Genomic DNA, 13949 nt, shown 5'->3' on the forward strand with positions numbered 1-13949 from the left:
AAGGGGCAAGCACCCTCCCCCATTTGTTAGCATTGCCCGCACCATCAGGAGTTCACTCGACATGGCCGTTACCTGCACCACCCTTGAAGAAGTTCGAAACAATATCGACCGCCTCGACCAACAAATCGTCACTCTTCTGGCCGAACGCGGCCGCTACGTCTCCCAGGCCGCCCACTTCAAAAAAGATGCCGATGGCGTCAAGGCCCCACAGCGGGTCGAACAAGTGATCGCCAAAGTGCGCAACCTGGCGGAGGTGGCGGGCGCCAATCCGCAAGTCACCGAACAGGTTTATCGCGCCATGATTGCGGCGTTTATCCAGCAGGAATTGGCTGAGCACGCAGCGCTGACCACGCAGCAGGCGACCTAACCCCTAAAGCGGGCTGAGCAAAGATTTGGCCTCTACCGTTAAGGCCAACACATTTCTCACACCCCCTTCACATCCGTCCGACGAAACCCCTTCTAGACTTTCCCTATCAGCCGTAAAACGGCCAGGGAGTACGCCATGTGGCGGTATGCGGTCATGTTGTCGGCGGTAATGGGGTTGGCGGGTTGCCAGACGACCCATCAGGAATTGTTGGCCAAGGGTTATCCACCGGCCTTCGCCGATGGCTTTGACGATGGCTGCAGCAGCGGTCGCCAGGCGGCTGGGGTGATCAGTGGGGAGTTTCGCAAGAATGTGCCGCGCTATCTGCAAGAGCGGGAGTACGCCGAGGGCTGGGAGGACGGTTTTCGTCAGTGCAAGGCGATGCGGGAGAACGAAGAACTGCGCGATTACAAAGAGCGCCATTGGGATGAGCGCGAACGCGAGTGGCAGCAGGAGAAGGATCGCGATGCAGCCCGGGCCTATCGCTCGCAATAGGTCGCTTTCAGACATCCATCGAAACTAAAGCACAGCGAACATGGCCCAAGCTCCATAGAGGGAGATCATCATGAGCCGTGCTTTTGTAAATGAAGACAACGCCGCCGCCCAGGCCGATCAGCCGGTGGAGCGTCAAGTCAGTGAGCAACCCAACCGCCTGACCGCGCAAGGTCTGGCGCAGTTGCACGCCAAAGTCGCGCAGTTGCAGCAGGAACATGGCGCCGAATCCGCCAAGGGCGAGCAGGCCGATAAACAGCGCCAGGCCGACCTTGAGCGGGATTTGCGCTATTTCAACCAGCGGGTGCAAAGCGCCCAGGTGGTAGCGCCTGCCACGTCCACCGATCAGGCGCAGATCGGCAGCTGGGTCACCTTCGCCAACGAGCAGGATGAGCAGCAACGCATCCAATTGGTGGGTGAAGACCAGGCCGACGCCAGTGCAGGGTTGATCAACTGGGGCTCGCCCCTTGGCCGCGCGTTGCTCGGTGCGCGGGTCGGTGACGAGGTGCTCTGGAAGCGCCCCGTCGGCGATCAGTTGATCGAAGTGCTGCGCATCGACACCGAGGCCTAGACGATGCCTTGGGCCAGCATTGCGTCGGCCACTTTGACGAAACCGGCGATATTCGCGCCTTTGACGTAGTTAACCCGGCCGTTTTCTTCGCCGTAGTGCACACACGCGTGATGGATCGATTGCATGATGGCGTGCAGCTTGCTGTCCACCTCCCCGGCGGTCCACAGCAAGCGCATGGCGTTCTGCGACATTTCCAGGCCGCTCACCGCCACGCCACCGGCATTGGATGCCTTGCCCGGTGCGAACAGAATGCCCGCCTCGATAAAGATATCCACAGCCTCCAGCGTGGTCGGCATGTTGGCGCCTTCGGCCACGCAGAGGCAGCCGTTAAGCAGCAAGGTGCGGGCGGCGTCGGCGTCCAGTTCGTTCTGGGTCGCACAGGGCAACGCGATGTCACAGGCCAGCGCCCACGGCGTTTGGCCTTTGCGGAACTCCAGGCCAAAGCGCTCGGCCAGTTCGCTGATACGGCCGCGCTGTACGTTTTTCAGTTCCAGCAGCGCCGACCATTGCTCCTCGGTCAAACCACTTTCGGCGTACAGGGTGCCTTCGGAGTCAGACAGGGAAATCACCTTGCCGCCCAAGTCCATGACCTTACGCGCCGCGTATTGCGCCACGTTGCCGGACCCGGATACCGCGACGCGCTTGCCTTCCACGCGCTGGCCTTCGCGCTTGAGCATTTCTTCGGCAAAGTACACACAGCCAAAACCGGTGGCTTCGGGACGGATCAGGCTACCGCCGTAGGTCATGCCCTTACCGGTCAGCACCGAGGTGAATTGGTTGCTCAGGCGCTTGTATTGACCAAACAGGAAGCCGATCTCCCGGGCACCCACGCCGATATCACCGGCCGGCACATCGACGTCCGCACCGATATGCCGATACAGCTCGCTCATAAACGCCTGGCAGAAACGCATCACCTCGGCGTCGCTCTTGCCCTTGGGATCGAAGTCCGAACCCCCTTTGCCGCCGCCCATGGGCAACGAGGTCAGGGAATTCTTGAAGGTCTGCTCGAAGGCGAGAAACTTCAAAACCCCCAGGTTCACCGACGGGTGGAAACGCAGCCCGCCCTTGTACGGGCCGATGGCGCTGTTCATCTGAATGCGGAACCCGCGATTGACTTGGACCTTGCCGTGATCATCCACCCACGACACCCGGAACGTAATCGCACGCTCGGGCTCGCACATCCGCTCCAGAATGCCCGAATTCAGATAGTGCGGATTGGCTTCGAGAAATGGCCACAGGCTGCGCAGGACTTCTTCTACGGCCTGGTGAAATTCCGGCTGATCAGGGTCACGTTTCTTTAGGCGAGCGAGGAAGGATTCGACGGATTCGATCATGAAAAGTCTCGGCAAATTGATTGTTTTTAAATGAGATTGGGCCGGACTTTAACAATTCATGTCGCACCGCGACAGGGCAAAATGTCGCTTTTGTGAATTTAAATGGTGCATTGGATGTAAATAAACCGGGGAAACGGGAGTTTTCTGCACTTTAAAGGGGATTGCCAGGCTAGGGGTGTGCACCGTCGAGGGAACTGCTATCGAGGTCAAGCCACCTCCCACATTTGATCGGTGTGGGTCAGGGGAATGTGCAAAAAAAACGGTGCCCGAAGGCACCGTTTTTTTAACCGGCCCGGGATCAGGCCAGTTTTTTGTGACGTACACGGTGTGGCTGGGCAGCGGCATCGCCCAGGCGCTTCTTGCGATCGGCTTCGTACTCGGTGTAGTTGCCTTCGAAGAACACCGCTTGGGAGTCATCTTCGTACGCCAGGATGTGGGTCGCGACGCGGTCAAGGAACCACCGATCGTGAGAGATCACAATGGCGGCGCCTGGGAAGTCCAGCAGGGCTTCTTCCAGGGAACGCAGGGTTTCGACGTCGAGGTCGTTGGACGGTTCGTCGAGCAGCAGGACGTTGCCGCCCTCTTTCAGGGTCAGGGCCAGGTGCAAGCGGCCGCGCTCACCACCGGAGAGGTCCTTGACGAACTTCTGCTGGTCGCCGCCCTTGAAGTTGAAACGGCCGACGTAGGTGCGCGACGGGATTTCATAGTTGCCGATGCGGATCTGGTCGGAACCGTCGGAAATCTGCTGGAACACCGTCTTGCTGCCGTCCAGGTCGTCACGGCTCTGGTCGACACAGGCCAGTTGCACGGTTTCGCCGATTTCGATGCTGCCCGAATCCGGGGTTTCCTTGCCCATCAGCATGCGGAACAGTGTGGATTTACCCGCACCGTTACCGCCGATAACGCCGACGATCGCGCCTTTTGGCATGGAGAACGACAGGTTGTCGATCAGCACGCGGTCGCCATAGCCTTTAGTGACGTTCTTGAATTCGATGACCTTGTCACCCAGGCGCGGGCCGGCCGGGATGTAGATCTCGTTGGTTTCGCTGCGCTTCTGGAATTCCTGCGACTGCATCTCTTCAAAGCGTTGCAGACGCGCCTTGGATTTGGACTGGCGGGCCTTGGCGCCTTTGCGCACCCATTCCAGTTCTTCCTTCATGGCCTTTTCGTGAGCCGATTGCTGCTTGGATTCGGCGGCCAGACGCTCGGACTTGGCTTCCAGCCAACCGGAGTAGTTGCCCTCGTAAGGGATGCCGGCGCCACGGTCGAGTTCGAGGATCCAACCCGCCACGTTGTCCAGGAAGTACCGGTCGTGCGTAATCGCAACCACGGTGCCCGGGAAATCGTGGAGGAAATGCTCCAACCAGGCGACGGAATCGGCGTCCAAGTGGTTGGTCGGTTCGTCGAGCAGCAGCATGTCGGGGGCCGACAGCAGCAGACGGCACAAGGCCACGCGACGCTTTTCACCACCGGACAGGTGTTCGACCTTGGCATCCCACGCCGGCAGGCGCAGCGCGTCGGCGGCGACTTCCAGCTGACGCTCCAGGTTGTGACCGTCGCCGGCCTGCAGGATGGCTTCGAGCTTGGCCTGTTCGGCGGCCAGTTTGTCGAAGTCGGCGTCCGGCTCGGCATAGGCGGCATAGACTTCATCCAGGCGCGCCTGGGCGTCCTTGATTACGCTGACGGCCTCTTCGACCACTTCACGCACGGTCTTGGCCGGGTCCAGCTGCGGCTCCTGCGGCAGATAGCCGATGTTCAGTTCGGGCATCGGGCGTGCTTCGCCTTCGAACTCGGTGTCGACGCCAGCCATGATTTTCAACAGGGTGGATTTACCCGAGCCGTTGAGGCCGAGCACGCCGATCTTGGCGCCGGGGAAGAAGGACAACGAAATGTTTTTCAGGATTTCCCGCTTCGGAGGGACAACTTTGCCCAGCCGATGCATGGTGAAGACGTATTGAGCCATGGTGAACCTAGCGTCAGTGACTGATGAATTGAGCGGGCGAAGCCCGTGCCAGGCCATGCGCCGCGCGAGCCTTTGACTATCATCAATGCCAGCGAGCGGAAAAAGCCTGAATATCTGGGGCTGGAACGCCCCCGCGTAACCGGCAAAGCTACCTGAATGCGCTTGGTCAGTCCAGCCAGGCGGGACTGGCACTTTGCCACAACACAAGGCATGCTAGCCGCCCTCCGGGCGTCCGGCTTATAGTGCACGTCGCGCGCCAGTCCAGCCAAACCGCAGGATTACAGCTTGTCCAAAGTCACGCCGCCAACTCCCTTGCGCGCCGCTCATTTAGCGCCGGGAGCGCCCCTGCACGGTCCTCTTAAAGGCGCACTGGCGACGCTCGTCTTGCTGCTGCTCGCTTTATTGTTCTGGCAGTTGCTGGATCAACTGCAGCAAAACCAGAAAAACCAGCAGCAATACACCATCGACTACAGCGCCGACCTGGCCGAACAGATCAGCCTGAACATGGCCCTGAGCGCCAAGATCGCCCTGAACCTGCTGCCGATGGTCGAAGCACCGCGCGACCGCGAACAGCAACAGGCACTGATGCTGACCTTGCAACGCTCCTTGCCGGAATTACGCAGCGTGGCCCTGCTCGCCCCCAGCGGCGCGATGATCAGCGACAGCGCGCCCGATAGCCAGGACGCCGCCTGGCTCGAAGATCTGGTACAGCGCAGCCACGGCCAAGCCTATTACCTGAGCAACAACGACGACGGTTCGCTCATCTATCTGTTGCTGCACCAGCCAAGCGGCGGTTCCAGGGTGTACTGGGCGTTGCGGCTGGCACCGGAGTACCTGACCAACCTCACCCGCCAGGACAACCCGGGCCAGCGCCCGGCGTGGGCCATCGAGAACCGCCTCAACCACCGCGTGATCAGCCGTGACAGCGGCATGCCGGCCCAATGGACCAGCGCCCTGACCCCGGACGAATTGAACAAAAGTGTACTGGTCACGCCTCTGAGCAAAAGCGATTGGCAACTGCGCGGCCTGTTCGACCGCAGCGCCGTGCTTGAGGAACTGCTACCGGCGTTCATCGGCAAATGCCTCCTGGGCCTGGCCTTCTCGCTGGTCCCCGTGATCGTTCTGTTTAACATGCGCCGTCGTCAGCGCCAGGTGCATGAGGGACGCCGCCGTTACCAGGACATTTTCGAAGGCACCGGCGTGGCCCTGTGCGTGCTTGACCTATCCGGCCTCACCACGTTCTTTGAACGCGCGCACCTGCGCAGCCGCGAACAATTGAACGCCTGGCGGCATGCCAACCCGGACGACTATCGCCAACTGCTCGATGAGCTGCGCATCACCGAAGTCAACCAGGTCGCGGTACGCCTGCTCAACGTGGGTTCGTGCGAAGACGCCTGGGAACGCTTGATCAGCGATTGCCCGAACAACGTTACCTCCATCGGTTACCAGATCCTCGAAGCGGTCCTGACCCAACAGGACCAGTTAGAGCTGGAAATCCAGCTCAACGATGTGGCCGGCAACGATCAATACCTGTGGCTGGTGATGCGCTTGCCAGAGCAGCAGGACGATTTCAAGGCGGTGATTCTCAGTATCAGCGATATCACCAGTCGCAAGCTGATCGAACTGTCCCTGGTGGAGCGCGAAAGTTTCTGGTCGGACGTGGTCCGCACAGTGCCGGACCACCTGTATGTACAGGACGTGATCAGCCAGCGCATGATTTTCAGCAACCACCACTTGGGCCAGACCCTAGGCTATAACCGCGTCGAACTGCAGCAAATGGGTGAGTACTTCTGGGAAATCCTGCTGCATCCCGAAGACGCCGAGCATTATCACGACTTGCGCCAGCAGCAACGCCAGACCGGTTATGCCACGCAACTGCACTGCCAACTGCGCTTTCGCCATCGCAACAACCAGTGGCGACGTTTCGATATCCGTGAACAGGCCCTGGCCCGGGACAAAACCTCTCAAGTCACCCGCATTATCGGGGTGGCCAAGGACATTACCGACCAGATCGAAGCCAGCGAATCTCTGCGCGACAGCGAGCAGCGCTACCGCATGTTGGCCGAGAGCATCAGCGACGTGATCTGCTCCACCGACAGCAATTTGGCCCTCAATTACATCAGCCCCTCGGTCAACGCCGTGTTGGGCTATGACGTGGACTGGGTGTTCAAGAACGGCTGGCAATCGATCATCGCCAACCCGCAGCAACTGGCCGGCATTTACAGCCTGGTGGAACAGGTCAGCCGCGCCCTGGGCGACCAGGAGGCCCTGAGCAAGCTGCGCGATCAGGTGCAGACCCAACTGTTTCTGTTCGACTGCCTGCGCGCCGACGGTCGTAAAGTGCCGATCGAATTGCGGGTGGTGCTGGTGTGGGACGAGCACGGCACGTTCGAGGGCATCCTCGGTGTCGGTCGGGACATCAGCCAGCAACGCCGCGCGGAAAAAGACCTGCGCATGGCGGCCACGGTATTCGAGCACTCCACGTCGGCGATCCTGATCACCGACCCGGCAGGCTATATCGTGCAGGCCAACGAAGCGTTCAGCCGGGTCAGCGGTTATGAAGTGGCGGATGTGCTGGATCAGTTACCCAACATGCTCACCGTCGACGAGCAGCAGGAAGCCCACCTGCGCTATGTGCTCAAGCAATTGCATCAGCACAGCACCTGGGAGGGCGAAGTGTGGCTCAAGCGCCGCAACGGCGAGCATTACCCGGCCTGGGTGGGTATTACCGCCGTGTTCGACGATGAAGGCGATTTGGCCAGCTACGTGTGTTTTTTCAGCGATATCAGCGAGCGCAAGGCCAGCGAGCAGCGCATCCACCGCCTGGCCTATTACGACGCCCTGACCCACCTGCCCAACCGCACATTGTTCCAGGACCGCCTGCACACCGCGTTGCAGTCGGCCGAACGGCAGAAGTCGTGGGTGGTGCTGATGTTCCTTGACCTGGACCGTTTCAAACCGATCAACGACTCCCTGGGCCATGCCGCCGGCGACCGCATGCTCAAGGAAATGGCGACCCGTCTGCTAGGTTGCGTCGCCGAAGACGACACCGTGGCGCGCATGGGCGGCGACGAGTTCACCCTGTTGCTGCAACCGCGGGTCAACCGTGAAATGGCGCTCAACCGCGCCATTCATGTGGCCGAGCAAATCCTGGCGAGCCTGGTGAGGCCGTTCGTGCTGGAGGGCCGCGAGTTCTTTGTGACCGCCAGTATCGGTATCGCCTTGAGCCCGCAGGATGGCAACGAGCTGAGCCAGCTCATGAAAAACGCCGACACCGCGATGTACCACGCCAAGGAACGCGGCAAGAACAACTTCCAGTTCTACCAGGCCGACATGAACGCCAGCGCTCTGGAGCGCCTGGAACTGGAAAGCGACCTGCGCCACGCCCTCGACCAGAACGAATTCGTGCTCTATTACCAGCCGCAATTCAGCGGCGACGGCAAACGCCTGACCGGCGCCGAGGCGCTGCTGCGCTGGCGCCATCCGCGTCGCGGGCTGGTGCCGCCGGGGGACTTTATCCCAGTGCTGGAAGAGTTGGGCCTGGTAGTAGACGTGGGCGATTGGGTTATCGCCGAGGCATGTCGCCAGCTCAAGACCTGGCACCAGAACAAAGTCCGCGTGCCGAAAGTCTCGGTGAACATCTCCGCGCGGCAATTTTCCGATGGCCAACTGGGCACGCGCATCGCCACCATTCTGAAGGACACTGGCCTGCCGCCGGCATGCCTGGAGCTTGAGCTGACGGAAAGTATCCTGATGCGCGAAGTCAACGAAGCCATGCACATCCTCGACAGCCTGAAAAACCTGGGCCTGAGCATTGCGGTGGACGACTTCGGCACTGGTTACTCGTCGCTCAACTACCTCAAGCAGTTCCCCATCGATGTCCTGAAGATCGACCGCACCTTCGTCGACGGCCTGCCGTCCGGCGAGCAGGATGCCCAGATCGCCCGCGCCATTATCGCCATGGCTCACAGCCTGAACCTGGCGGTGATCGCCGAGGGCGTGGAAACCCACGAGCAGTTGGACTTCCTGCGCGAGCATGGTTGCGACGAGGTACAGGGCTACCTGTTCGGGCGGCCAATGCCGGCGCATCGGTTCGAAGCGCAGTTCAGCAATGATGCGCTGTTCATGTTCGATTGAAGGGTGTGGCGCGGCCACTGGCCTCATCGGGGGCAAGCCCCCTCCCACATTTGAATGTATTCACANNTGCCCCCGATGAGGCCGGCACAGCCACCACCCATCCCGAAGTGAATCCCGCTTGTCCGCGACATGACGTCCTTTCATATGCCATCTAAAACCCATTGGGTTAGAATGCCCTCCTTTTCTGCCCCCGATCCTTGAGGACCGCCATGTTCAGCCGTGATTTGACTATTGCCAAGTTCGACGCCGATCTCTTCGCCGCCATGGAGCAAGAAGCCGTGCGCCAGGAAGAGCACATTGAGCTGATCGCTTCGGAAAACTACACCAGCCCCGCGGTCATGGAGGCTCAAGGTTCGGTTCTGACCAACAAGTACGCCGAAGGCTACCCAGGCAAGCGCTACTACGGTGGTTGCGAGTACGTCGACGTGGTTGAGCAACTGGCCATCGACCGCGCCAAGGAGCTGTTCGGCGCCGATTACGCCAACGTCCAGCCACATGCCGGCTCCCAAGCCAACAGCGCCGTGTACCTGGCCCTGCTGCAAGGCGGCGACACCATCCTGGGCATGAGCCTGGCCCACGGCGGTCACCTGACCCACGGTGCAAGCGTGTCCTCCTCCGGCAAGCTGTACAACGCCGTTCAATACGGTATCGATGCCAATGGCCTGATCGACTACGACGAAGTCGAGCGCCTGGCAGTCGAGCACAAACCAAAAATGATCGTGGCCGGTTTCTCTGCCTACTCGCAGATCCTGGATTTCCCACGCTTCCGCGCCATCGCCGACAAAGTGGGCGCGTACCTGTTCGTGGACATGGCCCACGTGGCCGGTCTGGTCGCCGCTGGCGTCTACCCGAACCCGGTGCCTTACGCTGACGTGGTCACCACCACCACCCACAAAACCCTGCGCGGTCCGCGTGGTGGCTTGATCCTGGCGCGCGCCAATGCCGAGATCGAGAAAAAGCTGAACTCCGCCGTGTTCCCAGGCGCCCAGGGTGGCCCGCTGGAGCATGTCATCGCCGCTAAAGCGATCTGCTTCAAGGAAGCACTGCAGCCTGAGTTCAAGACCTACCAGCAACAAGTGGTGAAAAACGCCCAGGCCATGGCCAACGTCTTTATCGAGCGCGGCTTTGACGTGGTCTCCGGCGGTACTGAGAACCACCTGTTCCTGCTGTCGCTGATCAAACAGGACATCTCCGGTAAAGATGCGGACGCTGCCCTGGGCAAAGCCTTCATCACCGTGAACAAAAACTCGGTACCGAACGACCCACGTTCGCCGTTCGTCACTTCCGGCCTGCGCTTCGGCACCCCGGCGGTGACCACTCGTGGCTTCAAGGAAGCCGAGTGCAAGGAACTGGCCGGCTGGATCTGCGACATCCTGGCTGACCTGAACAACGAAGCCGTGATCGACGCAGTGCGCGAGAAGGTCAAGGCGATCTGCAAGAAGCTGCCGGTATACGGCGCTTGATCGCAGTAGCTTGAACAAGAAGCCCGGCTCTTGAGCCGGGCTTTTTTATGCCTGCTCTGCAACTTGAAATGAGATCAACTGTGGGTGGGGCAAGCCCCCCTCCCACATTGTTTTCAGGGTTGGTAGACCTTGGCAAAGCCTTCGCGGATTTTGTCTTCCGGCAACTCATCGGCAATAAACACAATCACACTTTCCCGCGCTTCACCCTCGGCCCACTCGGTGTCCCAGTCGAAGCCGTAGAGTTTCAGCACGCCCTGAAACACCATGCGCCGATCTTCCCCGGCAATGTTCAGCACGCCTTTGTAGCGCAGCAATTGTTTGCCGTGGTCTTCCAACAGTTCGTTCATAAACTCGCTGAGGCGGTCGATATCCAGCGGTTGGTCGGTGCGCAGCACCAGGCTGGAGATACGGTCCACGGAAGGCGCGGCGCTCACCGGGCGCAGGCTCATGCCGGCGTTGAGATTGAAACCGCGCACGTCGAGCAATTCGCCCAGATCGATCTGCCCATGGTCGACCACACGAATCGGCGCGCGACGGTTGATGCGGGTCAGGCGTTCGCTGAGGGCGTCGAATGTGGCGTCATCCACCAAATCACGCTTGCTCACCAGCAGGCGGTCGGCAAAGCCAATCTGCGCCTGGGCGATGGTCTGGGTCAGGTGGTGCTCGGCGTGGGCTGCGTCCACCAGAGTGATGATGCCGTCGAGGATGTAGCGCTCGCGCAATTCCTCGTCGATGAAAAAAGTCTGGGCCACGGGAGCGGGGTCGGCCAGGCCGGTGCATTCGATCACCAGGCGGTCGAAGGCGATTTCGCCACTGTCCAGGCGTTCAAGCAGCAGGTACAGGGCTTTGGTCAGGTCCGTGTGGATGGTGCAGCACACGCAGCCGTTGGACAGCGTCATGACTTGCACCGGCTCCTCACCCAACAGCTGGGTGTCGATACCGGCGTCACTGAATTCGTTTTCGATCACGGCGATTTTCAGGCCGTGTTCGGCTTTGAGCAGGTGGCGCAGCAAGGTGGTTTTACCGGCGCCAAGGAAGCCGCTGAGAACGGTAACGGGAATGGGAGAGGACACAACAATTCTCCTTATAGCTGAAGAAACACAAAACAATGTGGGAGGGGGCTTGCCCCCGATAGCGGCGTGTCAGTGGCAGATAAGTGCCTGACACACTGCTGTCGGGAGCAAGCCCCCTCCCACAAGGAACACTGTCAGCCGGATTACCCGGTCAACAGCACTTGGGCCCACCCTTGCCACCGTAACGGGCTTCCTGGCGTTCGCGGAAGAACGCCTTGTAGTCCATCACTGGTTTATCCGGGTGCTTGGTTTGCATATGCTCGACGTAGGTGTCGTAGTCGGGCATGCCGACCATCAGGCGTGCGGCCTGACCGAGGTATTTACCCAGGCGACTGATGTCATTGAACATGGCTGCAATCCTCGATCATGCGTCCGGTATGGCCTGGAACGGGGCTTCTTTATCCGTGCGTTCTTTGTTGCCCCAGGCGGCGACGCCGACCTTGAGCGCATAGAACAGGATGCTGAACACCACGAACAGAAACAGCGCCGTCAGCGTCGCGTTGGTGTAGGCATTCCAGATCACATGCTGCATCTGGTCGATGCTCTTGGCCGGCGCGAGGATCTGGCCACCGGCCAGGGCATCGCTGTACTTCTTGGCCAGGGACAGGAAGCCGATTGCCGGGTTGGCGTCGAACAGCTTGATGAAGCCTGCGGTGGTGGTGCAGATCAGCAGCCAGACCGCCGGCAGCATGGTCACCCAGATGTAGCGCTGGCGTTTCATTTTGATCAGCACCACGGTGGCCAGCATCAGCGCGATACCCGCCAGCATCTGGTTGGAGATACCGAACAGCGGCCACAAGGTGTTGATGCCGCCCAGTGGGTCGATCACCCCTTGATACAGCAGGTAACCCCACATCGCTACGCAACCGGCGGTCGCGATCAGGTTGGCAGTCCACGACTCGGTACGCTTGAGCGCCGGCACGAACGAACCCAGCAGATCCTGCAGCATGAAGCGACCGGCACGGGTACCGGCGTCGACAGCGGTGAGGATGAACAAGGCTTCGAACAGAATCGCAAAGTGGTACCAGAACGCCATGGTGTTTTCACCCGGCAGCACACTGTGCAGGATCTGCGCGATCCCCACCGCCAGGGTCGGCGCACCGCCGGCACGGGCCAGGATGGTGGTTTCGCCGATGTCATGGGCCACCGCCTGCAGCGCTTCCGGGGTGATAGCAAAACCCCAACTGCTGACGGTCTGCGCCACAGCCATCACATCCCCGCCAACTACGGCGGCCGGGCTGTTCATGGCGAAGTACACACCCGGCTCAATCACCGAGGCCGCCACCATCGCCATAATGGCCACGAACGACTCCATCAACATGCCGCCGTAACCGATGTAGCGGGCGTTGGTCTCATTATCCAGCAGCTTGGGCGTGGTGCCCGAGGAGATCAGCGCGTGGAAACCCGAGACCGCACCGCAAGCGATGGTGATGAACAGGAACGGGAACAGCCCGCCTTTCCACACCGGGCCGGTGCCATCGATAAACTGGGTCAACGCCGGCATTTTCAGCTCGGGCATGGTGACCAGGATGCCGATTGCCAGGGCAATGATGGTGCCGATCTTGAGGAAGGTGGACAGGTAGTCCCGTGGGGCCAGGATCAGCCACACCGGCAGTACCGCCGCTACGAAGCCGTAGCCGATCAGCATCCAGGTGATCTGCACGCCGGTAAAGCTGAACGCCTTGGCCCAAACCGGATCGGCGGCAATCTGCCCGCCCAGCCAGATCGAACCGAGCAGCAACAGCACGCCGATGATGGAGATTTCACCGATACGGCCTGGGCGGATGTAGCGCATGTAGATGCCCATGAACATCGCGATCGGGATGGTCGCCATCACGGTGAAGATGCCCCATGGGCTCTCGGCCAGGGCCTTGACCACGATCAGTGCCAGCACCGCGAGGATGATGATCATGATCAGGAAGCAGCCAAACAGCGCGATGGTCCCCGGAATGCGCCCCATCTCTTCGCGCACCATATCCCCCAGGGAACGGCCATTGCGACGGGTGGACAGGAACAGCACCATAAAGTCCTGTACCGCACCGGCCAGCACTACACCGGCAATCAGCCACAGCGTGCCGGGCAGGTAACCCATTTGCGCTGCCAGTACTGGGCCGACCAGCGGGCCTGCGCCGGCAATTGCCGCAAAGTGGTGACCGAACAGGATGTGTTTGTTGGTCGGCACATAGTCCAGACCGTCGTTATTGAGCACTGCGGGGGTGGCCCGCCGTGGGTCAAGCTGCATCACATTGTTAGCGATGAACAGGCTGTAGTACCGGTAAGCAACCAGGTAAATGGCCACTGCGGCCACCACAATCCACAAGGCGTTGATCGCCTCGCCGCGGCGCAAGGCCACTACGCCCAGGGCGCACGCTCCTACGATTGCCAGCACCAGCCAGGGTAAGTGGCGTAGCAGGCTATTATTATTTTTCATTTTTATATTCCAGCCAGGGTGGACAGAAAGGACAACCACCCGGAGTTTAGCGCTGTTGGCCTCAAAGGCCACCCCCCTCCATTGGTCTAGAGCCTTGCAACGCGGAAAAAAGCAGAAAAAA

Annotated in this window: 10 protein-coding genes; 5 read left to right on the top strand and 5 right to left on the bottom strand. The window is 60.4% G+C overall.

Going from position 1 to position 13949, the window contains the following annotated elements; translation table 11 throughout:
- The first annotated feature begins 61 nt into the window (after positions 1 to 61).
- From YA0848_RS28080 to YA0848_RS28090, 3 genes are all read left to right on the top strand, one after another.
- Positions 62 to 367, top strand: coding sequence for a chorismate mutase (locus YA0848_RS28080; RefSeq protein ID WP_034100819.1), 306 nt, complete (start codon positions 62 to 64; stop codon positions 365 to 367).
- Positions 368 to 502: 135 nt separating this feature from the next.
- The gene (locus YA0848_RS28085) at positions 503 to 859 is read left to right on the top strand and encodes a hypothetical protein (RefSeq protein WP_169903483.1); all 357 of its coding nucleotides are present in this window, start codon (positions 503 to 505) and stop codon (positions 857 to 859) included.
- Positions 860 to 929: 70 nt separating this feature from the next.
- On the top strand, positions 930 to 1427 hold the full coding sequence (locus tag YA0848_RS28090) for a GreA/GreB family elongation factor (protein WP_034100823.1): 498 nt from the start codon (positions 930 to 932) through the stop codon (positions 1425 to 1427).
- Here YA0848_RS28090 and gdhA read toward each other — a convergent pair.
- Together gdhA and ettA are read right to left on the bottom strand one after the other, a co-directional pair.
- On the bottom strand, positions 1424 to 2761 hold the full coding sequence (gene gdhA, locus YA0848_RS28095) for an NADP-specific glutamate dehydrogenase (RefSeq protein ID WP_169903484.1): 1338 nt from the start codon (positions 2759 to 2761) through the stop codon (positions 1424 to 1426). The genes YA0848_RS28090 and gdhA overlap by 4 nt on opposite strands.
- 298 nt (positions 2762 to 3059) lie before the next feature.
- On the bottom strand, positions 3060 to 4724 hold the full coding sequence (ettA, locus tag YA0848_RS28100) for an energy-dependent translational throttle protein EttA (protein WP_034100827.1): 1665 nt from the start codon (positions 4722 to 4724) through the stop codon (positions 3060 to 3062).
- Positions 4725 to 5009: 285 nt separating this feature from the next.
- Between ettA and YA0848_RS28105 the strand changes: the two genes are divergently transcribed.
- Positions 5010 to 8861: a bifunctional diguanylate cyclase/phosphodiesterase gene (locus YA0848_RS28105; protein ID WP_034100829.1), complete on the top strand. Its 3852-nt coding sequence runs from the start codon at positions 5010 to 5012 to the stop codon at positions 8859 to 8861.
- Between the two features lie 209 nt (positions 8862 to 9070).
- On the top strand, positions 9071 to 10324 hold the full coding sequence (glyA, locus tag YA0848_RS28110) for a serine hydroxymethyltransferase (protein ID WP_034100831.1): 1254 nt from the start codon (positions 9071 to 9073) through the stop codon (positions 10322 to 10324).
- A 113-nt stretch (positions 10325 to 10437) separates the two neighbouring features.
- Here the strand turns inward: glyA and yjiA are convergent, their stop codons facing one another.
- The 3 genes from yjiA to YA0848_RS28125 all read right to left on the bottom strand — a co-directional run bounded on the left by yjiA (position 10438) and on the right by YA0848_RS28125 (position 13828).
- The gene (gene yjiA / locus YA0848_RS28115) at positions 10438 to 11397 is read right to left on the bottom strand and encodes a GTPase (protein ID WP_034100832.1); all 960 of its coding nucleotides are present in this window, start codon (positions 11395 to 11397) and stop codon (positions 10438 to 10440) included.
- A 151-nt stretch (positions 11398 to 11548) separates the two neighbouring features.
- Positions 11549 to 11746, bottom strand: a complete 198-nt coding sequence (locus YA0848_RS28120; protein WP_003194308.1) for a YbdD/YjiX family protein — start codon at positions 11744 to 11746, stop codon at positions 11549 to 11551.
- A gap of 15 nt (positions 11747 to 11761) precedes the next feature.
- Positions 11762 to 13828 carry a carbon starvation CstA family protein gene (locus YA0848_RS28125; RefSeq protein WP_034100834.1) on the bottom strand — a complete coding sequence of 689 codons (2067 nt, stop codon included), beginning with the start codon at positions 13826 to 13828 and terminating at the stop codon, positions 11762 to 11764.
- Positions 13829 to 13949 lie beyond the last annotated feature (121 nt).

This window comes from Pseudomonas sp. S4_EA_1b (assembly GCF_016307435.1).
Lineage (GTDB): Bacteria > Pseudomonadota > Gammaproteobacteria > Pseudomonadales > Pseudomonadaceae > Aquipseudomonas > Aquipseudomonas rhodesiae.

Bases quoted from the DNA above. Each gene is read 5' to 3' on its own strand.
- YA0848_RS28080 (WP_034100819.1), top strand. From the start codon at position 62: ATGGCCGTTACCTGCACCACCCTTGAAGAAGTTCGAAACAATATCGAC.
- YA0848_RS28085 (WP_169903483.1), top strand. From the start codon at position 503: ATGTGGCGGTATGCGGTCATGTTGTCGGCGGTAATGGGGTTGGCGGGT.
- YA0848_RS28090 (WP_034100823.1), top strand. From the start codon at position 930: ATGAGCCGTGCTTTTGTAAATGAAGACAACGCCGCCGCCCAGGCCGAT.
- gdhA (WP_169903484.1), bottom strand. From the start codon at position 2,761: ATGATCGAATCCGTCGAATCCTTCCTCGCTCGCCTAAAGAAACGTGAC.
- ettA (WP_034100827.1), bottom strand. From the start codon at position 4,724: ATGGCTCAATACGTCTTCACCATGCATCGGCTGGGCAAAGTTGTCCCT.
- glyA (WP_034100831.1), top strand. From the start codon at position 9,071: ATGTTCAGCCGTGATTTGACTATTGCCAAGTTCGACGCCGATCTCTTC.
- YA0848_RS28120 (WP_003194308.1), bottom strand. From the start codon at position 11,746: ATGTTCAATGACATCAGTCGCCTGGGTAAATACCTCGGTCAGGCCGCA.
- YA0848_RS28125 (WP_034100834.1), bottom strand. From the start codon at position 13,828: ATGAAAAATAATAATAGCCTGCTACGCCACTTACCCTGGCTGGTGCTG.